Source organism: Nocardioides zeae, assembly GCF_010686755.1.
Lineage (GTDB): Bacteria > Actinomycetota > Actinomycetes > Propionibacteriales > Nocardioidaceae > Nocardioides > Nocardioides zeae.
The window spans coordinates 1-26346 of record NZ_JAAGXA010000025.1; the positions used below are offsets into that span (position 1 = coordinate 1).

Annotated in this window: 26 protein-coding genes and 1 pseudogene; 10 read left to right on the forward strand and 17 right to left on the reverse strand. The window is 74.0% G+C overall.

Annotated features, from left to right (window positions below; all coding sequences use genetic code 11):
* Positions 1–197: 197 nt before the first annotated feature.
* From G3T38_RS20440 to G3T38_RS20460, 5 genes are read right to left on the reverse strand one after another with little or no spacing between them, the layout of a single operon-like run.
* Positions 198–1709 carry a phytoene desaturase family protein gene (locus G3T38_RS20440; RefSeq protein ID WP_163774698.1) on the reverse strand — a complete coding sequence of 504 codons (1512 nt, stop codon included), beginning with the start codon at positions 1707–1709 and terminating at the stop codon, positions 198–200.
* Positions 1706–2857: a glycosyltransferase gene (locus tag G3T38_RS20445; RefSeq protein WP_206675945.1), complete on the reverse strand. Its 1152-nt coding sequence runs from the start codon at positions 2855–2857 to the stop codon at positions 1706–1708. The genes G3T38_RS20440 and G3T38_RS20445 overlap by 4 nt, the downstream gene beginning before the upstream one ends.
* Positions 2854–3765 carry a carotenoid biosynthesis protein gene (locus G3T38_RS20450; protein WP_206675946.1) on the reverse strand — a complete coding sequence of 304 codons (912 nt, stop codon included), beginning with the start codon at positions 3763–3765 and terminating at the stop codon, positions 2854–2856. The genes G3T38_RS20445 and G3T38_RS20450 overlap by 4 nt, the downstream gene beginning before the upstream one ends.
* On the reverse strand, positions 3762–4472 hold the full coding sequence (locus G3T38_RS20455) for a monooxygenase (protein WP_163774700.1): 711 nt from the start codon (positions 4470–4472) through the stop codon (positions 3762–3764). Before G3T38_RS20455 ends, G3T38_RS20450 begins: the two co-directional genes overlap by 4 nt.
* Complete coding sequence (locus tag G3T38_RS20460; RefSeq protein WP_163774702.1) at positions 4469–5377, reverse strand: YhjD/YihY/BrkB family envelope integrity protein; 909 nt, start codon at positions 5375–5377, stop codon at positions 4469–4471. Before G3T38_RS20460 ends, G3T38_RS20455 begins: the two co-directional genes overlap by 4 nt.
* Positions 5378–5392: 15 nt before the next feature.
* Between G3T38_RS20460 and G3T38_RS20465 the strand changes: the two genes are divergently transcribed.
* Positions 5393–5734: a lycopene cyclase domain-containing protein gene (locus tag G3T38_RS20465; protein WP_163774704.1), complete on the forward strand. Its 342-nt coding sequence runs from the start codon at positions 5393–5395 to the stop codon at positions 5732–5734.
* Positions 5731–6093 (forward strand): lycopene cyclase domain-containing protein, encoded by a 363-nt coding sequence (locus G3T38_RS20470; RefSeq protein WP_163774706.1) that lies wholly within the window; start codon positions 5731–5733, stop codon positions 6091–6093. The genes G3T38_RS20465 and G3T38_RS20470 overlap by 4 nt, the downstream gene beginning before the upstream one ends.
* Before the next feature lie 41 nt (positions 6094–6134).
* Here the strand turns inward: G3T38_RS20470 and G3T38_RS20475 are convergent, their stop codons facing one another.
* On the reverse strand, positions 6135–7265 hold the full coding sequence (locus G3T38_RS20475; protein ID WP_163774708.1) for a polyprenyl synthetase family protein: 1131 nt from the start codon (positions 7263–7265) through the stop codon (positions 6135–6137).
* 184 nt (positions 7266–7449) lie between these two features.
* On the opposite strand from G3T38_RS20475, the gene G3T38_RS20480 reads away from it, so the two are divergent.
* From G3T38_RS20480 to G3T38_RS20495, 4 genes are all read left to right on the forward strand, one after another.
* Positions 7450–8172: a DUF4232 domain-containing protein gene (locus G3T38_RS20480; RefSeq protein WP_163774710.1), complete on the forward strand. Its 723-nt coding sequence runs from the start codon at positions 7450–7452 to the stop codon at positions 8170–8172.
* A gap of 46 nt (positions 8173–8218) precedes the next feature.
* On the forward strand, positions 8219–9172 hold the full coding sequence (locus G3T38_RS20485; protein ID WP_163774713.1) for an epimerase: 954 nt from the start codon (positions 8219–8221) through the stop codon (positions 9170–9172).
* A gap of 69 nt (positions 9173–9241) precedes the next feature.
* On the forward strand, positions 9242–9457 hold the full coding sequence (locus G3T38_RS20490; RefSeq protein ID WP_163774715.1) for a cold-shock protein: 216 nt from the start codon (positions 9242–9244) through the stop codon (positions 9455–9457).
* Positions 9458–9487: 30 nt separating this feature from the next.
* Complete coding sequence (locus G3T38_RS20495; protein WP_163774717.1) at positions 9488–10960, forward strand: amidase; 1473 nt, start codon at positions 9488–9490, stop codon at positions 10958–10960.
* A 9-nt stretch (positions 10961–10969) separates the two neighbouring features.
* Here G3T38_RS20495 and G3T38_RS20500 read toward each other — a convergent pair whose 3' ends face one another.
* Both G3T38_RS20500 and G3T38_RS20505 read right to left on the reverse strand, forming a co-directional pair.
* The gene (locus tag G3T38_RS20500; RefSeq protein WP_163774720.1) at positions 10970–14494 is read right to left on the reverse strand and encodes an indolepyruvate ferredoxin oxidoreductase family protein; all 3525 of its coding nucleotides are present in this window, start codon (positions 14492–14494) and stop codon (positions 10970–10972) included.
* Positions 14491–15570 carry a Glu/Leu/Phe/Val dehydrogenase gene (locus G3T38_RS20505; protein ID WP_163774722.1) on the reverse strand — a complete coding sequence of 360 codons (1080 nt, stop codon included), beginning with the start codon at positions 15568–15570 and terminating at the stop codon, positions 14491–14493. Before G3T38_RS20505 ends, G3T38_RS20500 begins: the two co-directional genes overlap by 4 nt.
* A gap of 164 nt (positions 15571–15734) precedes the next feature.
* Here G3T38_RS20505 and G3T38_RS20510 point away from each other — a divergent pair, with 164 nt between their 5' ends.
* The gene (locus tag G3T38_RS20510; protein WP_163774724.1) at positions 15735–16184 is read left to right on the forward strand and encodes an AsnC family transcriptional regulator; all 450 of its coding nucleotides are present in this window, start codon (positions 15735–15737) and stop codon (positions 16182–16184) included.
* An 11-nt stretch (positions 16185–16195) separates the two neighbouring features.
* On the opposite strand, the gene G3T38_RS20515 is transcribed toward G3T38_RS20510, so the two are convergent.
* The 8 genes from G3T38_RS20515 to solA form a co-directional block, all read right to left on the reverse strand.
* Positions 16196–17401 (reverse strand): PucR family transcriptional regulator, encoded by a 1206-nt coding sequence (locus G3T38_RS20515; RefSeq protein WP_163774726.1) that lies wholly within the window; start codon positions 17399–17401, stop codon positions 16196–16198.
* A 29-nt stretch (positions 17402–17430) separates the two neighbouring features.
* Complete coding sequence (locus tag G3T38_RS20520) at positions 17431–18270, reverse strand: substrate-binding periplasmic protein (protein WP_163774728.1); 840 nt, start codon at positions 18268–18270, stop codon at positions 17431–17433.
* Positions 18271–18296: 26 nt separating this feature from the next.
* Entirely contained in the window at positions 18297–18935 is a 639-nt protein-coding gene (locus G3T38_RS20525; protein ID WP_163774730.1) for an ABC transporter permease subunit, read from the reverse strand.
* Positions 18932–19579, reverse strand: coding sequence for an amino acid ABC transporter permease (locus tag G3T38_RS20530; RefSeq protein WP_163774732.1), 648 nt, complete (start codon positions 19577–19579; stop codon positions 18932–18934). The genes G3T38_RS20525 and G3T38_RS20530 overlap by 4 nt, the downstream gene beginning before the upstream one ends.
* On the reverse strand, positions 19576–20343 hold the full coding sequence (locus G3T38_RS20535) for an amino acid ABC transporter ATP-binding protein (RefSeq protein ID WP_338037791.1): 768 nt from the start codon (positions 20341–20343) through the stop codon (positions 19576–19578). Before G3T38_RS20535 ends, G3T38_RS20530 begins: the two co-directional genes overlap by 4 nt.
* Before the next feature lie 45 nt (positions 20344–20388).
* Positions 20389–21495 carry an S-(hydroxymethyl)mycothiol dehydrogenase gene (locus G3T38_RS20540; RefSeq protein WP_163774734.1) on the reverse strand — a complete coding sequence of 369 codons (1107 nt, stop codon included), beginning with the start codon at positions 21493–21495 and terminating at the stop codon, positions 20389–20391.
* Between the two features lie 26 nt (positions 21496–21521).
* The gene (locus G3T38_RS20545) at positions 21522–22817 is read right to left on the reverse strand and encodes an NAD(P)/FAD-dependent oxidoreductase (RefSeq protein ID WP_163774736.1); all 1296 of its coding nucleotides are present in this window, start codon (positions 22815–22817) and stop codon (positions 21522–21524) included.
* Positions 22818–23015: 198 nt separating this feature from the next.
* The gene (solA, locus tag G3T38_RS20550; RefSeq protein ID WP_163774738.1) at positions 23016–24197 is read right to left on the reverse strand and encodes an N-methyl-L-tryptophan oxidase; all 1182 of its coding nucleotides are present in this window, start codon (positions 24195–24197) and stop codon (positions 23016–23018) included.
* Positions 24198–24427: 230 nt separating this feature from the next.
* Here solA and G3T38_RS20555 point away from each other — a divergent pair, with 230 nt between their 5' ends.
* The 3 genes from G3T38_RS20555 (at position 24428) to G3T38_RS20565 (ending at position 25861) form a co-directional block, all read left to right on the forward strand.
* Positions 24428–24571: a hypothetical protein gene (locus G3T38_RS20555; RefSeq protein WP_163774740.1), complete on the forward strand. Its 144-nt coding sequence runs from the start codon at positions 24428–24430 to the stop codon at positions 24569–24571.
* Between the two features lie 2 nt (positions 24572–24573).
* On the forward strand, positions 24574–24819 hold the full coding sequence (locus G3T38_RS20560; RefSeq protein ID WP_163774742.1) for a hypothetical protein: 246 nt from the start codon (positions 24574–24576) through the stop codon (positions 24817–24819).
* A 244-nt stretch (positions 24820–25063) separates the two neighbouring features.
* Positions 25064–25861 (forward strand): alpha/beta fold hydrolase, encoded by a 798-nt coding sequence (locus G3T38_RS20565; RefSeq protein WP_163774744.1) that lies wholly within the window; start codon positions 25064–25066, stop codon positions 25859–25861.
* A gap of 358 nt (positions 25862–26219) precedes the next feature.
* On the opposite strand, the pseudogene G3T38_RS20570 reads toward G3T38_RS20565, so the two are convergent.
* Positions 26220–26346 (reverse strand): annotated as a pseudogene (locus tag G3T38_RS20570) (IS481 family transposase); the annotation flags it as partial.

Consider the following 26346-nt stretch of genomic DNA (forward strand, 5'->3'; position numbering starts at 1 on the left):
GCTCTGTGCAACGAGAACCCACCACAGACCAACTCGAAGAACTCATCACGCGTCTCATACGAGAACACCTTCGGCAACGCCCACACCCCTCATCAAGCAGGCGTTGCTTAGACCGATGGACTCCGCCATGGTCAGAGCGACACTTTCCCCGGTCGACCGGGGAAAGTGTCGTACCCCCCGGGGGTATCGACCGCCGCTCAGCGACGGGCGGGGCCGACGAGCCCCGCGACGATCCGCGCGGAGAGCAGCACGAGCGGGAGGCCGCCGCCGGGGTGCGCCGAGCCGCCGACGAGGAACAGCCCCGGCACCGGCGACGCGTTCGCCGGCCGCAGGAACGCCGCGCGCGGGCCGTTCGACGACGAGCCGTAGATCGACCCGCCCGGCGTCCAGGTGCGTCGCTCGAGGTCGGCCGGGCTGACGAGGGTGCGGTGCCGCACGCGGTCGCGCACGTCGGTGCCGCGCTCCGCGAGGAGGTCGAGCACCGTGTCGGCGGTGCGCTCGGCGAGCCCGGGGGCGTCCCAGTCGGTGCCACGGCCGGGATCGTGCGGCGGGGCGTTGACGAGCACGAACCAGGCACCCGTGCCGGGTGCGGGCACGACGGCGGGGTCGTCGGGAGCCGCGACGTACACCGTCGGCCGCGCGACGGGCCGCGGACGCCCGCGCCGGCCGAAGACGGCGTCGAACTCGGCGTCGTAGTCCTCGGCGAAGTAGACCGCGTGGTGCGGCTGGTCCGGTGGCGGGCCGTCCACCGCCAGCAGCAGGGCGAGCCCCGACAGCGACGGGGTCGTGCGCCCGACGCGCGCCGCCGCCCGGCGCGCCGCCGGCGTCCGCACGAGGTGCCCGTAGACCTGGCGCGCGTCCGCGTTAGCGACCACGACGTCCGCGGCGAGGCGGCTGCCGTCGGCCAGGGCCACCCCGTCGACCCGGCCGTCGGCGCGGGTCGTGACCTCCGCGACCGCGGCGCCGACGACGACCTCGCCGCCCAGCAGCTCCAACCGCGCCCGCAGCGCGGTGGCGATGCGGCCCAGGCCGCCGGGCACGTACCAGGACCCCCACCGCTGCTCCGCCCACGGCACCGCGGCGAGCGCGGCGGGAGCACGTCGGGGGTCCGACCCCGTGTACGTCGCGTAGCGGTCGAGCAGCATGACGAGCCGCGGGTCGTGCAGGTGCTGGCGGCCCAGCCCGCGCAGGGTGCGCCAGGGCGCGACGGTGCGCACGTCGTCGAGCCGCCGCGAGAGCCGGACCATGTCGCGCAAGCCGATGGGCGACTCGAGGAACGGCTCGTGGGTGACGTCCCAGATCCGACGCGCGCGGTCGAGGAAGGCGCTCCACTGCGCGCCCCGTCCCGGCCCCAGCGCCGCGTCGAGCGCGTCGGGGATCGCCGCGACGTCGCCGGGCAGGTCGAGCACGGTGCCGTCGGGGAAGCGGTAGCGGCAGGCGACCGCCAGCCGCTCGATCGGCAGCACCTCGGCCAGCGGCGCCCCCGTCGCCGCGAACAGCTCCTCCAGCACGTGGGGCATCGTCAGCAGCGACGGGCCGGTGTCGAAGAGGAAGCCGTCGTGCTCGTGCACGCCGAGCTTGCCGCCGATGTCGGGGGCCTGCTCGAGCACGGTCACGCGGTGGCCCAGCGCGGCCAGCCGGACGGCGGCGGCGAGACCGCCGACGCCGGCGCCGACGACGACCACCCGGCGGGTGGTCGGCGCGCTCACCGCTCCGCCTCCACCGGCCGACCGCGCCAGCGGAGCTCGCCCCGGCGGCGGCCCGCGACGGAGTCCACCGTGAGGCCGGCGAGCACGAGCACCGACACGGGGTGGGCGAGCGCGTCGGGCAGCGCCCGGCCCCGGGTCCGCCGGGCGACGAGGACGCGGGAGGCGACACCCGCGACGTACCCGAGCAGACCGACGCGCGAGCCGCGCAGCGCGGCGAGCGGGGGCACGACGTAGGCGAGCAGCAGCAGCGCCAGCACCCCGCCCGCCCCGGCCGGCGACCCGAAGGCCGACCACAGCGACTTGCGGTAGCCGGCGCGGAGGGCGGGCCAGCCGGCGTACATCCGACACGTCGCCAGGTCGCTCCCGTCGACGACGCCGCCGCGGCGACCGACGGCCTTGAGGGCGCGCAGGAGCGCGATGTCCTCGAGCACGGCCGTGCGCACGGCCGCGTGGCCGCCGGCGTCGTGGTAGGCCAGCGCGTCCACGACGAGCAGCTGCCCGTTGGCCGCGCTCAGCGACGGGCGCGGCGAGCGCTCCGCCAGGCCGAGGGGCAGGGTGCTCATCCACGACCACTGCAGCAGCGGCTGCACGAGACGCTCCGCGGCGCCGTGCGCGCGCTGCCGCGGGTAGGGGCTCACCAGGTCGAGGCCGCTGGAGCGCAGCAGGTCGACCGAGGCGACGAGGGCATCGGGGGCGAGCCGCACGTCGGCGTCGACGAACACGAGCACCCCCTCGGCGTCGACCGCCTGGGCGCCCTGGTGGCAGGCCCACGGCTTGCCCAACCACCCGCGCGGGGTCGGGGCACCGGCCCGCACCACGACCCGGCGGTCCTGCTCGGCGAGCTCGGCGGCGACGGCGAGGGTGCGGTCGGTGGAGCGGTCGTCGACGACCACGAGACGCGTCCGGCCCGGCCAGCCGTCGAGCGCGGCGAGCACGCCGGCGGCGCAGGCGCGCAGGTCGCCCTCCTCGTCGCGCACCGGGAGCACCACCGTGAGCGGCTCGGCGGCGCCACCGGCGACCGGTGCCCGCGCCGGCAGCACGGGAGCGCGCAGCCGGCGCAGGTTGTCGACGGTCAGCGCGAGGCACCCGACGGCCACCGCGGAGCCCACGGCCACGCCCGCCCGACCGGCGCCGGCGAGCGCGCTCACCGCGGCACCGCCCCGCTGCCCCCGTCGGTGCGGTCGCCCGTGCGACGGCCGGCGCGGCGGCCGGCGGGCTCCCGCAGCAGCCGTACGACGAGGGGGACGGCCACGAGGCCCATGACGAGCCCGCCGACCAGCGCCACGGGCGGACGCCCGAAGAAGACGGCGTGCGCGAGCACCGAGGAGCCGTAGGTCCACAGGTAGACCGCGAGCGGGACCGCGTCGAGCGGGATGTCCCGGCCGGTCCGGCCGGTCCCGTCCCGCGGCACCAGCCGGTCGAGCGCGCCGACCATGAGGAAGGAGACGAGCAGCCAGCCGGCGTAGTTGGTGAGCGGCACGTCGTCGATGCCGGGCAGGCCCGGCGAGGGGTGGGCCCACGTCCAGTGGCCCTGGTCGACCATCTGGGGGTCGAGGAAGACGTCCCAGGCGGTGAGCGCGGCGGCCCCCACGAGAGCGACCGCCCAGGGCCTCGCGCCGCCCAGCCGACGCGCCACGGCGAGCGCGGGCCACGCCATCATGATCCACGCGAGCGGCACGAGCGCCGGCACGCCGAGCACCTCGAGGCCGAGCGTGCCCGTGTAGGCGTAGTCGCCGAACGGGAAGCCGGTGCGCACGCCGACGGCCTCGGCGACGAGCCCACCGATCCCCGCGACGGCGGCGAGGGTCGCCGCCGCGACGGGCCCGCGCGTCGCCCAGGCGTCGGTGAGGGCCGCCGCGGCGAGGAGCACGACGCTCGCGGTCGTGAGGCCGAGCGTCCCGCCGTCGGTGAACGGGAACGCCATCTGGGCGAGCACGCCCCCGGCGGCCAGCACCAGTGCCGGCCAGCGGTGCGGTGCGACGGCCCGCCCTCCGCGGTGAGCGCTGCGGTGCGCACGGCGCGGCACCACCGCGAACGGCTCGGACGTGCTGGTCACACGGTTCTCCCCTCGTAGGTTCCCTCGACGTCGACCACGGCGAGCCGGGCGAACAGCTCCTCGGCGTACCACCGCTCCGGCTCCGTGCGCCGCACCGCCGCACGGTGGGCCGCCGAGCCGTGCGCGAACGCCCGCAGCGCCGCGTCGGAGTCCCACAGCGAGAACGTGCCCTGCAGCCCGATCGGCGCCTCGCCGATGCCCAGCGCCAGCCGGAGGCCCGGCGTGGCGGTGAGGTCCTCGACGACCGGCGGCACGGCCCGCCAGAACGACAGCGCCCGCGTGGGGCGCAGCCGGGCTCGCGTGATCGATGCGACGGCCCCGGTACCCACCGGGGCCTCCCCCACCGCAGCCTCCCCCACCGGCGCGAACGGCTCCTGCCGCGACCACCGGCCGCGGGAGCGCACCGGGCTCATGGCCACGCGCAGCTCCTCGTGGCTGGCGCGCGACCACGACCGCAGCACCGGGCAGCCGGCCGCCGCCGCCGCGGCGGCCCGGTCGTCCCACACGGTCAGCAGCGCCCAGTGGTGCGGGTCGGCGTCGCGCGGCGTGAAGGTGCGCGCCGACCCGGTGCCGAGGAGCTTGGCGAACCGCAGACCCGGCGTACGGCGCAGCCGCGGTCCACCCGTCGCCATCCGTCCCAGCGCGGGCAGCACCCGGTCGGTGCCCCAGACGCGGAGCTCGACGTGGGGCACGCTCCCGGCGCTCATCCCGTCCCCCCGACCGCCGCCGACGGACCGCCCTCGGGGACCGCGCCGCGGCGTACCCGCTCCTCGAGGGCCCGGGTCACCGTCCAGCCGAGCAGCACGAACACGTGGAGCACGTAGAGCCACAACCCCACCGCGACGACGCCGCCCACCACGCCGAGGCCGCCGAAGGGCAGCCCGACGTCGATGGGGATCGCGAGGAAGAGCTGGAAGCCGTGGAGGAAGCCGGCGAGGAACGACCCGGTGCCGAGCGCGCCGACGGCCGCGACCCACCACCGCAGCGGCGCGGGCATGACGGCCACGAACACCCAGGCCAGGAGCACGGAGAGCACGAGCCAGGCGGCGACGAAGCCGAGGACGATCCGCAGCAGCCGGTCCCCCACGCCCTCGCCACCGCCCTCGGGGGCGAGCGGCACGAGCAGGTCGCCGGTGGCGAGGAACGCGCCCGTCAGCACGGGCAGCGGCACGAGGGCGACGAGCACCAGCAGACGCGCCCGCCAGCCCGTGAACCGGTCGGTCCGCGGCGCCAGCGCGAGGCCGGCGCGGCGCAGGCCCTCGCCGTAGAACGAGGCCGGGAAGAGCAGCACGAGGGCCGCCACCACCCCGAGGTGCACGGCGGTGTCGACGAGGAGGTCGTAGGGCAGGCGCGCCCCCATGTCCGGCGGCACCAGCACCCGGAGGCCCAGCAGCCGCACCTCGGCGGCGTCGGCGCCGGCACCCCACGTCGTCGACCAGAGCGCGAGCAACAGCCACGGCACGACCGCGATGCCCGCGAAGTAGGTGAGCGTCGCCGCCGCCGCCGACAGGTCGCGACCCTCCAGCAGGCGGCCGGTCCCCCGGAGCAGGTCGCGCGCCTCCCCCACGACGCGGCCCGCGCTCACCACGACGGCACCGGCTTGGGCGGGCATGCTGAGAATGGCGGCATGGGCACCCTGACGTACGTCGCCATGCTCGTCTTCGTCCTCCTCGCGACCCTCCCGCTCGAGCTCGTGCTGCGCACGCGGGTGTACGCCCGGATGACGCGGCTGGCGCTGACGATCGTCTGCGTGGGCGTGCCGTTCGTCCTCTGGGACATCGCGGCGACCCGGGCCGGGCACTGGTGGTTCGACCTCGACCTGACGCTCGGCATCGAGCTCCCCGGCGGCCTCCCCCTCGAGGAGTGGATGTTCTTCCTCGTCGTGCCGATCGCCTCCGTGCTGACGCTGGAGGCCGTGCGGAGCGTGCGCGGCTGGACCGTCGGCGACGAGCAGGAGGAGCGCGCGTGACGCACACCGAGGCCTCCCTGCTCGGCATCGCCGTCACGGTGGTGCTCGACCTCTGGGTGCTGCGCACCCGTCTGTTGACGCGCAAGGCGTACTGGGCGTCCTACGCCATCGTGCTGTTCTTCCAGCTCGTCACGAACGAGTGGCTGACGTGGCAGGGCGTGTTCCAGTACGGCGAGGACGCGATCCTCGGCTGGCGCATCGGCCACCAGCCGGTCGAGGACGTGTTCTTCGGGTTCAGCCTCGTCACGCAGTCGATGATGTGGTGGGTCTGGTGGGGCCGTCGCGGCGTGCAGCGCGAGGTCGGTCCCGGCCCCGTGCCCGCGGTCGCGCGGCTGCTGGGGCGGCGCGACGACGCCTGAGCCCGAAGTCCGCCGCGCTGGCCGCCGCGCTGGCCCGCCGATCACCGGGAGCGCCACGCGGCGCCGTCGGCGAGGGCCTCGAGCGCAGCCCGCGTGCGGCCGTCGAGCCGGAGGTCGGCCAACGCGCGGCGGGCGTCGTCGACGAGCGCGGTGATGCGCTCCTCGACGCGCGTGCGCGCCCCGGTCGCGACCAGCACGTCGCGCACCTCCGCGACACCCGCGGCGTCGAGGCCGGGGTCGCCGAGGCGCCGGGCCAGCACGGTGCGCTGAGCGGCGGAGGCGCGCTCGAGGGCCAGCGCGACGAGCAGCGTGCGCTTGCCCTCGCGCAGGTCGCCCGCCTCGGCCTTCCCGGTCGCGCGCGGGTCGCCGAAGACGTCGAGCACGTCGTCGCGCAGCTGGAACGCCTCGCCGATCGCGAGGCCGAACGTCGCGTAGCCCTCCAGCAGGTCGGGGCCCGCGCCCGCCAGCGTGCCGCCGAGGCGGAGCGGGTGCTCGACGGTGTACTTGGCGCTCTTGAACTGCAGCATCCGGACGACCGCGTCGACGTCGGCGGGGTCCGCGACCGACCCCGCGCCGCCCTCGGCCTGCAGCCGCAGGTCGAGGTACTGCCCCGCCAGCACCTGGTCGCGCATCTGCTCCCACACGGTGCGCACGGCGGCCGCCGTCGGGAGCCCCAGGGTCGACCGGGCCAGCACGTCGTCGGCCCAGGTGAGCAGCAGGTCACCGGCGAGCACGCCCACCGCGGTGCCGTGCTCGGCCGACCGGGCCCCGAAGACCCGGTGCACCGTCGGCACGCCGCGGCGCTCGTCCGCGTGGTCCATCACGTCGTCGTGCACGAGGGCCGCGAGGTGGAACAGCTCCACGGCCGTCGCGATGCCGAGCGCACCCGGCACGGCCTCCCCACCCGCGGCCCCGGCGGCACCGAGCAGGACGAAGCCTGCCCGCAGTCGCTTGCCGCGCGCGGCGAGCCGCTCGACGGCGTCGACGACCGCGCCGAGCCCGGGATCGACGTCCTCCAGCACGACGCGGCGCCGGGCGATCTCCTCGTCCAGGCAGGCGCCGACGGCGACGGGGTCGAGCAGCGCCGCGGTCGGGAGCGGGCGCACCGCGTCCGCGCCCGGCAGCCGGACGACCTCGCCCCAGCACGCGTCCTCGCTCCGCACCGCACTCATGCCCGTGACGGTACCCAGACGGGCGATGCGGACGAGCCCGGTGCGGACCGGACGAGTCCGGGTGGGTGGGGGTGCGGCGTACCGGTCGGTTCCCCGGCTGACCGGGGAACACGCCGCTTCGACCATCAACGTTGATGGTCACAGCGGTCGGTTCGGTGCAGTCCGACCCCCTAGTGTGACGCCGGTGACCGGACGGGGACCTGGAGAAGAGCACGAACGACGGCCGGTACGGCGCGGCGCGGCGCTGCTCGCGGTGACGCTGGCCGCGTGGGGCGCGACGCTGGCAGGGTGCGCGGCGCAGCAGCCCGGCGGCGCAGGAGCCTCCGAGGCCTCCGAGGCCGCCCGGGCGTCCGCCTCGACCGAGCCGCCCCGCGACGGGACGGGGTTCACCCCCGAGCCCGAGCCACCTCCGGTGACGCCCGACCAGCCGGCGCCGGTGTCGGACCCCGACGCGGTCCCGCCCGCAGCGGGCGCGCCCTGCCAGCCCTCGCAGCTCATCGCCGTGTCGACCCCGGTCGACGCCGCCACGGGCTACCGCCAGATGGACGTGGTCGTCACCAACACCTCCGACCTGGCCTGCGTGCTCGACGGCTTCCCCGGGGTGGACGGCACCGGGCTCGCCGGCAGCGACCTGACGCTGGCGCGGGTCGAGGGCGTCTGGAGCGACCCGGCCGACGGCGAGGCACGCACGCTCGAGGTAGCGCCCGGCGCCGCGGCCCGGGTGCACGTGGGGTGGCGCGGCGATCCGGTGGGCCCCTACGACGAGCGGGTCGGCGCCTTCCAGCTCGTGCTCGACGGCACCGCCGACGGACCGGGGGTGGGCGTCGCGCTGGACCCCGCGGCGTACCCCCTCGACATCATCGACGGCCACGAGGTGCGCACGTCGGGGTGGCTGCCCGTGCGCTGACCAGCACAGAATTGAACACGTTCAAAAAGCGTCGTACGGTGAGTCCATGCGGATCGTGGTCCCCGGTGGCACCGGGCAGGTGGGGGGCGTGCTGCGGCGCGCCCTGGTGGCGGACGGACACGACGTCGTCGTGCTGAGCCGGCGGCCGGAGACGCTCGAGCCGGGGATCCGGCACGTGGTGTGGGACGGCCGGAGCCCGGGCGCGTGGGAGGCGGAGGTCGACGGCGCCGACGCGGTCGTGAACCTGGCGGGCAGGTCGGTGAGCTGCCGCTACACCGACCGGAACCTGCGGCAGATGATGGACTCGCGGGTCGACTCCACCCGCGCCGTCGGCGCGGCGATCGCGCGCGCCGAGCGGCCGCCGGCGGTGTGGCTGCAGATGAGCACCGCCACGATCTACGCCGACACCCGCGGTCCCGCCCACGACGAGACGACGGGCGTGATCGGCGGCGACGAGCCGGACGTGCCGCTCTACTGGGAGTACAGCGTGCGGATCGCCCGCCGCTGGGAGGCGGCACAGCTGGAGGAGGACCTCCCGGGCACGCGCCGCGTCGCCCTGCGCACCGCGATGGTGATGAGCCCCGACCGGGGCGGGATCTTCGACTACCTCTCCTGGCTCGCCCGCACCGGCCTCGGCGGGCCGGTCGCCGGTGGGGACCAGTTCGTCTCGTGGATCCACGCGGACGACCTCGTGCGCGCCGTGACCTTCCTGCTCGCGGCCGACGACATCGCGGGACCGGTGAACGTCGCCGCGCCGGGGCCGCTCCCCCAACGCACGCTCATGCGGGACCTGCGCCGCGCCTGGGGCGGACGGCCCGGCCTGCCGGCCACCCGGTGGATGGCCGGGCTGGGCGCCCTCGCGCTCCGCTCCGACCCGGAGCTGCTCCTCAAGAGCCGACGCGTGGTGCCCGGCCGGCTGCTGGAGGCGGGGTTCACGTTCGAGCACCCGGCGTGGCGTGCGGCGGCCGTCGACCTGGTCCGGAGCCGCCGCGCATCGTGACGGCCGGGGTGGGTACCGGCCGGGGCCAGGGCGACGGCCCGGGCACGGACTCGGAACGGAGCAGCACCCATGGCAGCAGGCACCATCACGTGGTTCGACGAGGGCCAGGGCTACGGCTACATCACCCAGGACCACGGTGACGCCCCCGTCGTCGTGCACGGCCGCGACCTCTGGGACGCGGGACGACCGGTCGCCGTGGGCGACCGTGTCGAGTTCGCCCTCGACCGCGGTGTCGCGGGCGCCGAGGCCAGCGGCGTGCGCGTGATCGGCGTGCCGACGCCCTGACCCGACCGTGCCCTGCGCCACACTGCGCGCATGGACTACGAGGAGTACCGCCGTCACGACGCCACCGGCCTCGCCCGACTCGTCGCCGACCGACAGGTCACGCCCGCCGAGCTGATGGCCGTGGCCCGCGCCCGCCTGGCCGAGGTGAACCCGCGCCTCAACGCCGTCGTCCGTGACGTGCCCTGCGACCCCGACGAGCCGCGCACCGGCCCGTTCGCCGGGGTGCCGTTCCTCATCAAGGACCTCGGGCAGGACTACGCCGGCCTGCCCAGCTCGCAGGGGTCCCGGGCCCTGCAGGACACGCCCGTGGCCGAGCACTCCACCACCGTGCAGCGCTGGCTCGACGCCGGCCTCATGATCTTCGGCAAGACCAACCTGCCCGAGTTCGGCGCCAAGGGCATCAGCGAGTCGGAGGCCTGGGGGCCGGCCCGCAACCCCTGGGACCTCGACCGCACCCCGGGCGGATCGTCGGGCGGATCGGCCGCGGCCGTGGCGGCCGGGGTCGTGCCGGTCGCCGGCGCGAACGACGGCGGCGGCTCCACGCGCATCCCCGCCGCCTGCTGCGGTCTCGTGGGGCTCAAGCCGGGGCGCGGCCTGACGTCGTTCGGCCCGGGGGCCTCGGAGCTCATGCACGGCGCGGCCGTCCAGGGCGTCGTCTCCCGCTCGGTCCGCGACTCCGCCGCCATGCTCGACGTCATCGCCGGCGGCGAGCCCGGCGGGCCGTACGTCCCGGGGGCGTCCTCCTCGTCGTACCTCTCCGCGGTCGGCCGCGACCCCGGCCGCCTCCGCATCGGCGTGCGCGTGCCGTCGGCGATCACGCCGGACCCCCACCCCGAGGCGTACGCCGCGGTGGAGGGCGCGGTGCGCGCGCTCACCGACCTCGGGCACCACGTCGAGGAGCTGCCCGAGGCGCCGTTCGACGACGCGGCCCTGGCCGCCGAGTTCCTGCTCGCCTGGTTCGTGTTCATCGCGTGGGAGGTGGCCGAGGCCAAGCGGCTCACCGGCGCCGGGGACGACGCGTTCGAGCGGGACACCCGCATCATGGCGGCGCTGGGTGCGGCGACGACGGGGCCGCAGTACGTCGACGCCGTCGAGCGTCGCCACCAGCACGCGCGACGCCTGACGACGTACTTCGAGAGCTTCGACCTCCTGCTGACCCCGACGCTCGCGACCCCGCCGCCACGGGTCGGCGCGTTCGACCTGCCGGCGCCCCTGAAGATCGCCTCCGACGCACTGCTCCGCACCAAGACCGCGCGGCTGCTCAAGCACACGCCGGTCGTCGACGACATGGTGCAGAAGAACCTCGGCTGGGTGCCCTACACGCAGCTCGCCAACGTCACCGGCCGGCCCGCCATCTCGCTCCCCCTGCACTGGACCGCCGACGGCCTGCCGCTCGGTGTGCAGCTCGTCGCCCCGCTGGGCGGCGAGCCGCTGCTCATCAGCCTCGCCGCCCAGCTCGAGGAGGCCGTGCCCTGGGCCGACCGGCGGCCGCCGCTGGGGTGAGGGGGTCCCTCACCCTCCGACCTGCGCGTCGAGGGCGGCGCGCAGCTCGAGCGTCCGAGCACGGTACGTCGCCACACTCCCCAGCTTGACCTCCTCGTAGCCGCGCACGACGTCGGGGAGTGCGGCCAGCTCCACGGCCGTGGCGTGGGTGTCGGGCGTCAGCCGCGGGAGCACGTGCTGCAGCATCGCGACGTACTCCTCGACCAGCTCCCGCTCGACGACCCGCACGTGGGCCCGGCCGAACGGGTCGAGCGGTGTGCCACGCAGGTGACGCAGGCGGTACAGGCCCTGGAAGCCGGGCGCGAACCACGCGCCGAGCTGCAGCTTCTTCTGCATCCCGAGGGCGCGCAGCGCCGGCGGGTGCAGGTTCCAGCGCGTCTCCGCGTCGGCCCCGAACTGCGCCGTCACGCTCGCGGCGACGTCGGGGTCGAGGGCCAGCCGGGCGACCTCGTACTCGTCCTTGTAGGCCATCAGCTTGAAGAGGTACCGCGCCACGGCCTCGGCCAGCGCCGCGCTCCCCGGCACGACGGCGGACTCGCGGCGTCGTACGGCGGCGACGGCCTCGCGGTAGCGACGCGCGTAGGCCTCGTTCTGGTAGGCCACGAGCTCGGCCGAGCGGGTGCGCACGAGGCGGTCGACCTCGGACTCGCCCGGCCGGGCGGCCAGCTCGTCGGACCCCGTGGGGCCCGTGGAGGCGGTCGCCGCGCCCGCCAGCGCCTCGACCCGGGCGGCGTCGAGCACGTGCAACCGGCCGTGGCGGAACGCCTGCAGGTTCGTGGCCACAGCGACACCGTTCAGGCGGATGGCCTCCTCGATCGCCGCGGCCGGGAGGGCGAGCGCCCCGGTCTGGAAGCCGACCCCGACGAGGAACATGTTGGTGTACTGGTCGTCGCCGAACAGGCCGAGCACGAGCGCCCGGGCGTCGAGCACCCGCGCGCCGGATCGCGCCCGGTCGGTGACCCGCGCGGCCGTGGCCGCGACGTCGGGGAACACCAGGCTCGGGTCGGCGACCATGTGCCCGGTGGGCACGTCGGCGGTGTTGACGACCGCGACGGTGCGTTCGTCGGAGACCACCCCGAGGTTGCCGGCGTCGGCCGCGACGAGGAGGTCGCAGCCGAGGTAGAGGTCGCACTCCCCCGCGCCGAGCTTGTTGGAGATCGCTCGACCGTCACGGGCGAAGCGGATGTCGGAGACGACCGCGCCGCCCTTCTGCGCCAGGCCGGTCTGGTCGAGCGAACGCACCGACCACCCGGCGACAAGACCCGCCGTGGCGAGCACCTGGGAGACGGTGACGATGCCGGTGCCCCCGACGCCGGTGATGCGCACGCCGAACCCGTCTCCGCGCCCGGGCACGGGCTCCGGGGCGGGCAGGTCGGCGGCATCGAGCTCCTCGGGGCCCGCGTGCGCCGCCCGCGTGCCGGGAACGACCGTCATGAACGCCGGGCAGTCGCCCTCGAGGCAGGAGTAGTCGACGTTGCACGAGGCCTGGTGGATGCGGGTCTTGCGACCGTGCTCGGTCTCGACAGGGTGCACCGAGAGGCAGTTCGACTTGCGACCGCAGTCGCCGCAGCCCTCACAGATCCGCTCGTTGATGACCACCCGGGTCTCGGGGGTCGCGAGCCGACCGCGCTTGCGCTTGCGGCGCTTCTCGGTGGCGCACTCCTGGTCGTGGACCAGCACCGTCACGCCGGGCGTGGCCGCGAGGATCGCCATCGCCTCGTCGATGCGGCTGCGATCCCAGACGTCGACGCCGGGGGGCAGGCGCACCCCGCGGTAGCGGCGGAGCTCCTCGGTGGTCACGATGACGCGGGCGACCCCCTCGGCCTGCAGCACCGCGACGATCTTCTCGATGCCCATGCCGCCGACGGCGCGCTGGCCGCCGGTCATCGCGACGGCCGCGTTGTAGAGCAGCCGGTAGGTGATGTCGACGCCGCTGGCGACGGCGGCGCGGACCGCGAGCGACCCCGAGTGGTCGAAGGTGCCGTCCCCCAGGTTCTGCACGTAGTGGTCCCGCTCCGTGAACGGCGCCATGCCGATCCACTGCAGACCCTCGCCACCCATCTGGGCCAGGCCCGTGACGGTACCGACCTGTGACTCGTCCATCATCAGGACGAGGGCGTGGCAGCCGATGCCGCCGCCGACGAGGCTGTCGCCCACCGGCTTGGTCGAGGAGTTGTGCGGGCAGCCGGAGCAGAAGTACGGCGCGCGTGCGGCCAACGGCTCGTCCCCGGCCGCCGCCGGGCCGGCGCTCGTGATGAGCGCGAGCCGGATCCGCCCCGCCGGACGGGTCGGGTCCAGATCGGGGTCGAGGGCGACCGGGACGGCGTTCGCGACCAGGCGGCGGTGGATCCGCGGGGCCAGGAGGTCGACGTCGAGCTCGCCGTACGCGGGCACGAGCTCGCGGCCGTCGACGTCGCGCTTGCCGAGCACCCGCGGGGCGCCCGGGGTGCCGTAGAGGATGTCGCGGATCGCGGACTCCAGGAACGACTGCTTCTCCTCGAGCACGAGGATCTCGTCGAGGCCGTCGGCGAACTCGACGACGGAATGCTCCTCCAGCGGCCAGGGCATGCCGACCCGGAGGAGGCGGACGCCGGCGACCTCGAGGGCCGCCTCGTCGAGGCCCATCCGTGCGAGGGCAGCGAGCGTGTCGGTCCAGGTGCGCCCCGCCGCGACGATGCCGATCCGGTCGGCCGGACCCGCCGCGACGACGCGGTTGAGCCGGTTCGCGCGGGCGTACTCCCGCGCGATGCGCAGCCGGGTGGTCACCATGTCGCGCTCCAGCGGGCCGAGCGTCGGCTGCAGGAGGCGGGACGTCGGCACGTGGCGGTGCGCGCCGCGGGGCACCACAGGCTCGTCGGTGCCGACCGCCGCCAGGTCGACGGTCGAGGACCCGTCCGCGACCGCGGTCACGATCTTCATGCCGACCCAGAGCCCGCTGGCGCGCGAGAGCGCGACGGCGTGCAGCCCCAGGTCGAGCACGTCCTGGGAGTCGGCCGGATAGACGTACGGCATGCCGAGGTCGGCGAGCGCCGCGTCCGAGGCGCACGGCACACTCGAGGACTTGGCGGCCGGGTCGTCGCCCACGAGGACCAACGCGCCGCCCTGCGGGTGCGCCCCCATCAGGTTGCCGTGCCGGAGGGCGTCGGTGGCGCGGTCGAGGCCGGGCGCCTTGCCGTACCAGATCCCCAGCACGCCGTCGCGGGTCGCGCCGTCGTGGGTGAGGACGAGCTGGCTGCCCTGCACGGCCGTGGCGGCGGACTCCTCGTTGAGGCCGGGGACGAGGACGACGTCGTTCGCGTCGAGCAGGTCCTTCTGACGGGCGAGCTCCAGGTCGTAGCCGGCCAGCGGGGAGCCCTCGTAGCCGGAGACGAAGGTCGCGACGGCGCGTCCGGCGGCCCGGTCCCGCCGGTGCTGGTCGATGGGGAGCCGGGCCAGTGCCTGGATGCCGGTGAGCTGCACGCGGCCCGCCGTCGCGGCGTACCGGTCGCGCAGGTCCACCGTCCGGAGCTCGTCGCTGCCGAGCGTGCTGGTCATCGGCCCACCGGAGCCGCGGCAAGCCGCTCGGCGGCGATCTCGCCCGCGACGGCGCTCGTCGAGCGGCCCTGCTCCTGCGCCCGCTCCAGGATGGTGGTGACCGTGGTGGCCAGGGCTCGGACCTGCTCGCGCACCGCGGCGGCGTCGCGCCCCTCGATCTCGCCCATCACCTGGATGAGGCCGCCGGCGTTCGCGACGTAGTCGGGCACCCACGTGGTGCCGCGCCCCTCCAGCAGTCCGACGACCGAGCTGTCGAGGAGCTGGTTGTTGGCGGCACCGCAGACCACCTCGGCGCGGAGCCGGGCGACCGAGGCGGGCGTGAGGGTCGCGCCCATCGCGCAGGGCGCGTAGACGTCGAGGGGCGCACCCAGCACCTCGTCGCGTGCGGTGATGCCGGGGTGGCGCTGCATCGCCGCGGCCCGCGCCGCTGGGGACGCGTCGGCGACGGTGACCTCGGCGCCGGCGTCGAGCAGCAGTCCGACGAGTCGCAGCCCGACCTTGCCGACGCCCTCCACGCCGACCCGCCGTCCCCGGAGTCCGTCCGGACCCCAGCGGTGCTCCGCCGCAGCCCGCAGGGCGCTGAAGACGCCGAGGGCGGTCGAGGGGCCGCTGTCGCCCGACCCGCCGTTGGCCCCGACGACGTACGACGTCGTGGTCGCGACGACGTCGAGGTCCTCGGCGGTGGTGCCGACGTCGCCGGCCGTCAGGTAGCGCCCGCCCAGTGAGTCGACGAACCGGCCGTACGCCGCGAGCAGCGCCGGGGTCTTGTGGACGTGGGGGTCGCCGATGATGACCGCCTTGCCGCCGCCGAGCGCGAGGCCCGCCGCGGCGGCCTTGAGCGTCATGCCCTGCGAGAGCCGGAGCACATCGGTGAGGGCCGCGGCCTCCGAGGCGTAGGGGTAGAAGCGCGTGCCGCCCAGCGCCGGGCCGAGCCGCGTGTCGTGCAGGGCGATGATCGCCCGCAGCCCGCTGGCCCGGTCCCGGCAGAACACGACCTGCTCGTGGCCGGCGGTGGCCAGCTCGTCGGTGCGCTCGAAGACGAGGTCGGGGGCGGTGGGGACGGCGGTGACGGTCATGCGGCGCTCCTGCGGCTGGGGCGGTCGGCGGACGACGAGAGCCTGCGCTGCGCGTGAACGGGCTCACAAGACCATTCCCCGACACGAGCGACGATCCGCAACAGAAGGGGCCCGGACGTACCGCAGGACGCAACAGATCAACTGCCTGGCATAGGGTCTGTTGCGTGACAGACGAACCCGTGATCGACTCGGTCGACCGTGCCATCCTGGCCCTGCTACGCGACAACGCCCGGCGTCCGCTGCGCGAGATCGCAGCCGAGGTGGGCCTCACCGTGGCGCCCGTGCAGCGCCGCATCGCGCGCCTGGAGACGACGGGGGTGATCGAGCGCTACACGGTGCAGGTCAACCACGGTCGCATCGCCGGCGGCATCGAGGCCATGGCCGAGCTCCACTTCGCCGACGACCTCGACATCGCCCAGATCGTGGCCTTCGTCGCCGCCATCCCGGAGGTCGAGGAGGTGCTGACGCTCGCCGGGGACGCCGACGCCCTGGTCCGGATCCGGGTGGAGGGAGTGGAGGCGCTGCGCCGCACCGTCAGTGCGCTGCGCTCGGGCCCCGCGGTGAGCAGCACGAAGACGCAGGTCGTGCTCGAGCAGTGGACGCGCCACGGCTGACGGCAGCGCGGTCAGTCGACGGTCGGACGGATCCGTCTCGCCTTGAGCCACAGGTGCACCAGCAGGCGGGTCGCCCCGTCGTCGAGGTCGATCCCGGCGGTCTCCTTGAGGCGCGCGAGGCGGTAGTAGACCGTCGTGCGGTGCAGGTGCAACGCGGCGGCCGCGACCGAGACGTTGGTGCCGGCGTCGAGGTAGGCCTCGACCATCGCGATCGTCTCCTCGGGCTGCTCGGCGAAGGTGCGCACGAGGTCCGGCAGCAACGGGTTGCGCAGCTGCGGCGCCAGCCAGCTGCGGAGCGCTGCGTCGAGGGGGTGGTTGGCCCACAGGGCGACCGACTGGCCCCGGCCCTCCGCGACCTGGGCGGCCACGACGGCCTGGTCGAAGCTCTGGATCGCCTCGGCCAGGTCGGCGACGGGCTTGCCCACACCGATGGTGGTGATGGCCGCGACCTCGGCCGCCGCCTTCGCGATGTCGGCGTGGAGGGCGGTGCCGGTGGACGTGAGCACGTGGTCGGGTGGCGGCGTGCGGTGGCCCACCACCAGGATCGTCTGGTCGGCGCCGACGGAGAAGGCGTAGGACTCGCGCAGGTGGCCCTGGAGGGCCCCCGCGATCCCCCGTCGGGTGGCGTCGCGCACGGTCAGCGGCGACGGGCCCCCGGGCTCGGTCGCGACGCGCGCGACCACGACCGAGAAGTGCTCGGCCCGGGGGAAGAGACCGAGGTCGACGAGGTCGGTGGCCGCCTGCAGGCGGCTGGCCCGGTCGGAGAGCAGGAGGCCGAGCACGATGGCCTCGATCTCGATGTCCGCGTCGAGCTGCGTCTGCGACTTGCGCACCAGCATCTCCTGCACGCGGGTCGCGGTCTCGGAGGCGAGACGCACGTGCTCGTCGGTCAGCGTGCCGTCGTCGATGAGCCAGAGGAAGCCGAGCAGCTCGTAGCGGGACCGCAGCGGGAAGCCGAGCCGGTCGTGCTCGATCCCGACCTCGGGGTTGCGCTCGAGCCGCGTGGGCACCCGCCAGCTCTGCAGGCCCTGCTGCATGACGTAGTCGCGGGTGGGGCCGGCGACCCGTCGACCGATCAACGACCCGAGCCGCGCGCGGTCCACGTCCTCGTAGTGGGCGCTCGAGGCGAGGAGGCGCAGGCCCGGGTCGTCGACCGCGACGGAGCGGCCGAGGTCCTCGGCGAGGGCCTCGACCAGCTCCTGGAGAGCATCGATCATCACAGGGTCGATCCTCTCCGATCCGTCGGTCAGTCGACACTCCCCGCCAGGCCGCCGTCGATGCCGTTGTCCTCGAGGATGCCGGCGATCGTGCCGTCGGCCAGCAGCTCCTCGATGTCGGCGTCGAAGGCCTCCGCGAGCTTCGTGTCCTTCGCCATCAGCAGCACCACGTCGCTCGGCGCGGTCGAGGCCGCCACCCGGTCGTCGGGCTCCACCTCGACCGCCTGGAGCCCGTCGACCTGCCCGGCGCGGTAGCCGGCCTCGGCGGTGGTGAGCGTGGCGGCGTCGATGCGGCCGACCCCCAGGTCCGCGATCATCGAGTCGGCGTCCTGGAAGATCACGACGCTGTCGGTGCCGAGCGTGTCCTGCAGGTCCTCCGTCCACAGGTAGCCCTGGATGACGCCCAGCTTCTTGCCCTCGAGGTCGTCGATCGAGGAGACGCCGTCCTCGGAGAGGAAGGCCATGCCGTCGCGGTACATGGCGCTCGAGAGGGTGAACTCCTCGGCACGCTCCGGCGTCGCGTAGACGCCACCGATGACGACGTCGCTGCGGCCGGTCGAGACGCCCTCGGTGAAGGCGGCGCCGGTGACGGGGCTGGCCTTCACCTCGAGGCACTCCTTCTCCGCGAGGGCGCGGATGATCTCGCCGTCGACCCCGCCCAGCTCCCCGCCCGCCCGGTCGAGCTCGGTGTAGGGCGGCGAGACGTAGGTGGACACGAGCAGGGTCCCGTCCGTCACCGTGGACAGATCGGCGTGGGCGGGTTCGCAGTCCTCCGAGACGCTGCTGGATCCACCCCCTCCGCCGCACGCGCTCAGGGCGGCGGCGAGCAGCACGGCGGTGCTCAGGGGGGCGAGACGACGACGGGTCATGACGGTTCTCCTCGGGTGGTGGGTTCTCACAGGACCCGCTCGCGCGAGCGGGCTCCGGCAAGTGCGGTGGCGGTGAGCGAGACGACGGCGTACATGGCGCCGGCGAGCGTCAGGGCTGCACCGAACTGGAAGGTGATCGAGGCGGCGTTGTAGGCGCGGCTGAGGAGCTCGGGCACGCTGATCGCGTAGGCCAACGAGGTGCCCTGGTAGAGGATGATCGAGAAGCCGACGAGCGGCGCGATCACGGTGCGCAACGCCTGCGGGAGCACGACCAGCCGGAACTCCTGCAGCGGGCTGAGGGAGAGCGCCCGAGCGGCTTCCCGGTGCCCGACCGGGACGGCGGCGATGCCGGCCCGGATGATCTCGGCGGTGTACGCCGCGGTGCTGAACGCGAGGCCGACCCCGGCGGAGAGGAACGCCGACAGCACGACGTCGACCTGCGGGAGCCCCCGGTAGACGAGGTAGAGGACGATCAGGCCGGGCACGCCGCGGCCGATCTCGACGACCACGATGACCGGCCAGCGGACCCACCGCGACGGCGCTGCGGACAGACCGGCCAGCACGACGCCGCAGGGCAGACCGAGGCCCAGTGCGAGCAGCGTGAGCTTGATCGTGACCCACAGGCCGGGCAGCAGGTCGGGGAAGAGCTCGATCCAGGTGCTCACAGTCCCAACCTCCTGCTGATGAGACGGTCGGCGGTCCGCGCGACGAGGGCCACGGGGGCGCTCAGCGCGAGGTAGAGCGCCGCGGCGATCACGAAGACCTCGAAGCCCTCCAGCGTCACGCGGGCCTCCTGGAACGCCAGGAAGGTGATGTCCGTCGTACCGACGACCGAGGCCACGGCGCTGTCCTTCAACAGGGCGATGAGGTACGTCGCGGCCGGCGGCACCACGATCAGCGCGGCCTGCGGGAGCACCACCTTGCGGTAGGTGGTCAGCGTGCCGATGCCGGTCGCCGAGGCCGCCTCCCACTGGCCGTCGGGCACGGCGTCGAGCCCGGCGCGGTAGATCTCGGCGAGGTACGCCGCGGCGATCAGCCCGAGACCGGCGACGGCCGCCTGGAAGGGCGTCATGAGCGGGAAGTCCGCTCCGATGACGTAGAAGACGATGAACAGCCAGACGAGCGGCGGGATCGCGCGGAGGACCTCGATGACGGCGAGGGCCGGCAGCCGGAGCCACCACTGCGACGAGCGCCGGGCGAGGGCCAGGGGGAAGCCCGCGACGGCGCCGACCCCGAACGCCGCGAGCGTCAGGGTGACCGTGGTGCCGATGCCCCCGGCCAGCGCCTGCAGGTGCTCCATCACGGTCATCGCCCCTTGACGGCGGCGAGGAACTTCTGCGTGCGCTCGTGCTGGGGATCGCGGATCAGGGCCGCGGCCGGGCCCTCCTCGACGACGCGCCCCTCCGCCATGAACACCACACGGTCGGCCACCTCGGCGGCGAAGTGCATCTCGTGGGTGACGACCAGCATGGTCATGCCCTCGTCGGCGAGCCGGCGCATCGTCACCAGCACGTCCATGGCGTACTCCGGGTCGAGCGCTGAGGTCGGCTCGTCGAAGAGCATCACCTGGGGGTCGAGCGCCAGGGCACGGGCGATGGCGATGCGCTGCTGCTGACCGCCCGAGCACTTGCTCGGCAGCTTGTCGGTGACCTCCCCGAGCCCGACGTGGTGCAGCTCCTGCAGCGCGCGCTCGCGGGCCTCGGCCTTCGACCGCCCGAGGGCGTGCACCTGGGCGAGCACGACGTTCTCCAGCGCGCTCAGGTGCGGGAAGAGGTTGAACTGCTGGAACACCATGCCGATGCTGCGCCGCAGGCCCTGCAGCTGCCTCTTGGAGACTCCTCCGTCCCGCAGGCCACGGAAGGTGCTGCCGTCGAAGGTGAGGGTGCCGGAGCAGGGCGGCTCGAGCCAGTTGATGGAGCGCAGGAAGCTGCTCTTGCCGGCACCCGAGGGACCGATGAGCGAGATGACCTCGCCGGGGGCCACGGCGAGCGACACGTCGTGGACGACCTGGTGCCCGCCGTAGGCGATGCAGATGTCCGAGGCCTCGAGCAGGGGCTGCGGGGGGTGGTTCACGGTGTCTCCTGTTCCGACGGCTGCTGCGGCGTGGGTCGACGAGGGTCAGAGCACGACGACGCTGCGCAGGACCTCGCCGTGGTGCATCTTCGCGAAGGCGGCCTCCACGTCCTCGATGCCGATCTCCTCGGTCACGAACGCGTCCAGGTCGAGACGTCCCTGCCGGTAGAGGTCGACCAGCATCGGGAAGTCGCGGTTCGGCAGGCAGTCGCCGTACCACGACGACTTCAGCGACCCGCCCCGACCGAACACGTCGATCAGCGGGATCTCCGGGACCTTCATGTCGGGCGTGGGGACACCGACGAGGACCACCGTGCCGGCCAGGTCGCGGGCGTAGAACGCCTGCTTCCACGTCTCCGGGCGACCCACGGCCTCGATCACCACGTCCGCGCCGTCCGCGCCCTCGTGGCCCGCGGCTGCGCCCGCGATCGCCTTGATCGCCTCGACCGGGTCGGTCTCCTTCGAGTTCACCGTGTGCGTCGCGCCCAGCTTCTTCGCGCCCTCGAGCTTCGCCTCATCGATGTCGACCGCGATGATCGTGCCGGCACCCGCCAGGGCTGCGCCCGCGATCGCCGCCACCCCGACGCCACCGCACCCGATGACCGCGACCACGTCACCGCGCGAGACACCACCGGTGTTGATCGCCGCACCGATCCCGGCCATCACGCCACAGCCCAGCAGGCCCACCGCGGCCGGACGGGCCTCCGGGTCGACCTTCGTGCACTGGCCCGCCGCCACCAGCGTCTTCTCGGCGAACGCGCCGATACCCAGGGCCGGGGACAGCGGCGTACCGTCCGCCAGCGTCATCTTCTGCGTCGCGTTGTGGGTGTCGAAGCAGTACTGCGGCTCCCCGCGGTCGCACGCACGGCACTCCCCGCACACCGCGCGCCAGTTCAGCACCACGAAGTCACCCGGGGCGACCGTCGTGACGTCCTCGCCGACGGCCTCCACGATGCCCGCGGCCTCGTGGCCGAGCAGGAACGGGAACTCGTCGTTGATCCCACCCTCGCGGTAGTGCAGGTCGGTGTGGCACACCCCGCACGCCTGCACCTTCACCAGCGCCTCGCCCGGCCCCGGGTCCGGCACCAGGATCGTCTCCAGGCTCACCGGCTCCCCGACCGACTTCGCGACGACTGCCTCGACCTCGTGCATGTGCTGTCTCCTCTGTGGTGGCGGGCTCAGCCCAGGACGGTGCCGGACGAGTCCGTGTTGCGCTGCCGACGTCGCGAGAACGACCCGAGGTCGATCTCGTGCCCCGTGTGCGGTGCGACGTAGACGAGCGGGTCGGCGTCGTGGTCGTGACCGCCGGTGACGGCCTCGACCAGCGTCCGCATGAGCGAACCGATCAGCGGCGCGTTCTTGAACTGGTTGCCGCTGGTGCCCATCGCGACGAAGAAGCCGTCGGCCTCCGTGCGGTCGTAGATCGGCGTCCAGTCCTCGGCCGCGTCGTACACCCCGGCGAGGCCGCGCGGGCGGTTCGGCACCGCGAGGTCGGGGAGGCGACGGGCGGCGCGGAAGACCTGGGCCTCGAAACGCTCCTGGGTCGGGCGCAGGTCGGCGGCATCGGGGTCGTCGATCCACTCGAGCGGGTCGCACTCGGGCTCGGTGCCGCCGACGAGGAGGTGGTGGCCCGAGTCGCCGCGGAGGTAGGTGCCGAGGTCGGCATCCGCCAGGATGCCGTGCCCTTCGGGGAGGCTGCTCGGCGCGGTCACGTGGTGGACCTCCTGCCGCATCGGGCCCACGTGCACCGTGAAGTCGCCGCCGACCCCGGCCAGCGCGTTGATGCGGGTGGACCACGGACCGGCCCCGTTGACGACGATCGCAGCCTCGAGCACGCTGCCGTCGTCGAGGCCGACGCGCCAGGTCTCCCCGGTGCGCTCGAGGGAGACGACGCTGCGACGGAAGGTGAACCGGGCTCCCGCCTGGGTGGCCGCACCGGCGAGGTTCGCGGCGGCGCGCTGCGGGTCGTCGACGTAACCGGCGTCGGGCGTCCAGACCGCCCCGAGCTCGCCGTCCGCGTCCGCGAAGAACTCCTCGGAGGTGACGGGCTTCGGCGGGTAGTGCCGACCGGTGTCGAGCCCCGGGAAGGCCGCGCGCAGCTCGACGGGGCCCCACTCCTCGAACGGGATGCCGGCCGACGCGAGCAGCGGCACCATCCGGTCCCGCGGCATGATCTCGACGTCGAGGAAGGCCAGGCCGCAGCGGTTGAAGCGGGCCATGCCGTCGGGGTCGACGAAACCGAGGTGGTCCTCCCACTTCTCCCAGCGGAACTTCGACTCCCACGCGGCGGCCATGCCGTCCCAGGTGGAGTAGTTGTAGCGCACGACCGCGCTGGAGGCGCTCGTCGAGCCGTGACCGGGGCCGGCCGCCTTGTCCACCACGCTGACGGAGAAGCCGGCTCGCGCGAGCTCGAGAGCCGTCGACGCGCCGACGATGCCGGCGCCGATGACGACGACGTCTGGTGCTCGGTCCATGGGTGGTTCCTCTCGTGGGCTGTGCGAGGAGTCTGGGTCGCGCGACAGGGGCGCAGCGAGAGACGTGCTTCGAAGGTCGTGGCCGCCCCCTTCGACAGACGTCGAAGGCTTCGCACCGCTGTCGCCGGCCACGGGTCGTGGACGCACGAAGGCCGCCGGTCGGGGACCGGCGGCCTTCGGGACGGGGTGGCGGGGGGCTCAGCCCTTGAGCACGAAGTGGGCCTCGTACGACGGGTCGGTCAACGCGGGACGCGTGGCCCCGAACGCATCGATGGGGTGGGTGCTACGCCCGTCGACGACGAGCTCGGAGACGATCTCGCCGAACAGGCCGGAGAACTTCGCGGCGTGGCCGGCCCCGAGCCCGAGCACGATGTCGGGGTGGCCCGGCAGGCTGTCGATGATGAAGTCACGGTCCGGCGGCATGTCGTAGACGCACGTCTTGCTGTAGAGCTCACGACGGAAGCCGCCGGGCAGGTGCTGCTCGACGAACCGCGTCAGCAGTGCCGTCTCCTCGACGATCGGCTCCATGGTGCGCGTCGCGTGGGTGACGAAGTTGCCGGTGACGTCGCGGGAGACCTTGATGGCGGTCTCGCCGTACACGGGGAAGCCGTAGTACATGACCTCGCCGTGCCACACCCACAGGGGGAACCGCCCGATGGTGAAGTCGGGGAGGTCCCGCGGCACCAGGTAGGCCACCTGCTCCTGGCTGATGGTCGTCGCCCATGTGGCGCCCAGCGGGGCGAGGAGGCTGTCGGACCACGACGCGGTGGAGACGACCACCTTGTCAGCCGTGTACGCCGCGTCGTCGGTGTGCACGCGCACCCCGCCGTCGATGCTCTCGAGCCGCCGCACGGGCGTGTGCTCCTTGAAGGCGACGCCCTTCGCCTCGGCCATCGCGACGTGGGTCTGGACGGCGCGGCGGATGTCGACGATGCCGGAGTCGGCCTGGTAGGTCGCGGTGACGTCCTGGTCGATCGACCACTGCGGGAAACGCTCGACGAGGCCCGCGGTGTCGAGCACGTCGAAGGAGTGGCCGTTCTCCGTCAGCGTGCGCCGGTAGTTCTCCACCGACTCGACGCCCGGGGTGCCCTGCACAGCGATGTCCAGGCCGCCGGTGACGGTGACGACCTGCATCCCGCTCGCGCTGCGCAGCCGCTCCCAGTTGGCGTACGCCGGCGCGGTCAGCCGTCCGTAGGTGCTGTTGTGGTAGCTGTGCCGGATGATCCGGGAGTGGTCGTTCGAGGCACCGTTGTGGTGGTCGAGCTCGAACTGCTCGAGGACGAGCACGTCGGTCTGCCCGCGCTCCGCGAGCCAGTAGGCGGTGGCGGAGCCGATGGAGCCCGCTCCCACCACGATGGTCTGGAAGTCGTTGCCGCTCATTGCCGCAGTCAAGCAGCAGGCCGCCATCCTGCGCTGCGGGTTCTGTCGAGGATCCGTAGGTCGGGCTTCGACAGGTGTCGAGGGGTGGGGTTCGTGGTCCGCTGGCCCGCCGGTCCGCCGAAATGTGCGGATGGGGTCGCCCCGGTCGCGTCCCACCTGCCCCATCTGCACAGTGGTCGCCCTCTGCCAGGGGCAGGGTGCGCCACCGGCCCGCGGGTACCGTCCACGGCATGAAGATCCTCCGCACCGCCGCCCTGGTCGCCGTCGGCAAGAAGCTGTACGACGAGTCCCGCAAGCCGCAGAACAAGGCGAAGATCGACCGCGCCGTGCAGTCCCTGCGCGACCGGCGCGGGGGTGGCAAGCGGGCGCGCTGACGATGGCTGACCAGCGGCCCGCGGGCGGGGCGCGGTCCATCGCGCCGTGGCAGCGCACCCTGCTGTCCGCCGTCGTCTTCTTCACGCTCTTCGTGGCCATCCAGACCCTGGTGTTCCGGTCGTCGTTCAGCGAGGTGATCGTGACCGCGTCTCTGACGACGGCCTTCTGGGCCGCGGTCATGCACTACTTCTTCCTCCGGCACACCGACCCGCAGGAGCCGTTGTGGGGCCGTCGACGCCGAGGCTGACGCCTGCCGGACCGTACCTTCATCCGCGCGCCGGTCCGCACCCGTGGACCACGACGGGAAACCCGCGCACCTCCGTGTGCCACTCCACTCGCAGGCGGTTCGCGCTGACTGGGCCGAGCGGTCGGCTCGAGCCTCGACGCCTGTCGCTCCCGAGGGGGCGGATCTTCGACCAGCGACGATGGGAGCCGCGGGCCACGCCGATCTACGGTGCGAGCTCCTGACCCGCCGAAGATCGGAGCCCGCCATGAGCAAGCTGGTCGCCACCACCTCGGGAGACGGGGAGCTCGTCGACCTGGGCGACGTCCGTCTCTACGTGCACACCGAAGGCGAGGGATCGCCGATCCTGCTCGTGCACGGCGGGATCATGGACCATCAGTCCTGGGGCAACCAGCTGCCTGCCCTGGCCGCGCACCACCGCGTCGTCGCGCCGGACACCCGCGGTCACGGCCGCAGCACGGACGCCGACGTGGACCTCAGCTACCAGCTCTTCGCCGACGACGCCGTCCGCCTGCTCGGCGCCCTGGGGCTCTCGAAGGTCGACGTGGTGGGATTCAGCGACGGCGGGTGCGTCGCCCTCCTGCTGGCCCAGCAGCACCCCGACCTGGTCGGCCGCCTGGTGCTCATCGGTACGCCGCACCACACCGACAACTACCACCCCGGCACGACGGACCTGTTCGCGACCATCACCACGGAGCAGCTCTACGAGATGGTCGGCACGGACTCGGCCCTGGCCGAGACGATCACGGATGCCCGGGCACAGTTCCGGGACGAGGAGTCGTGGCTCCGGTTCTGGCACAAGCTGGTCAACGGGACGTGGACCAGGGAGCCGAGGCTCGAGCTCGCGGACCTGGCGGGGATCCAGCACCCCACCCTGGTCCTCCACGCCGAGAACGAGCAGTTCTTCGACGTCGCACACTCGCAGGCACTCGTCGACACCCTGCCCGACGCACGCCTGGTGACCGTCCCGGGCGCGACGCACACCTCTCCGCAGGAGAACCCGGCCGCGGTGAACGCCGCGATCCTGGAGTTCATCGGCTCCTGACGGCTCGACGTGCGGTCCACTCCTGGCGTCAGGGCGAGCGGGGTGCGGAGGTAGGTCCGCCATCCCGTGAGGAGCGTGGTCGCGGCGTCGCCGCTGACTACACGTTGAAGCAGAACCTAGACCGACTGTTCCACTGTCGTCGGCGATCGTCGGCTCGTCTCTTGCTGCTCGTAGGTCTCGAACGCTGCTCTCGCCCCGTCGTACGCCGCGAGCTGGTCCGCGGTGAACTCGTCGCGCCACGCATCTTCCGCGGGACCGGTGGCTGTCGTGGTGGGCGAGGTAGCGGGGGGCGACGGGTCGGCCTGCCGCTCTGGGTCTTCTTGGCAGGCCCCGAGCGCGACAACGGGGCCGAGCACGACTAGGTGTGATGTCCAGGCACGTTGGTCAGCCGGGTGATCGGTGGCCGGCCTCCGATCGCGGAGTGGGCGCGGTGGTGATTGTAGAAGTGGAGCCAGCCCGGGAGGGCTGTGTTGCGCTGTTGGGTT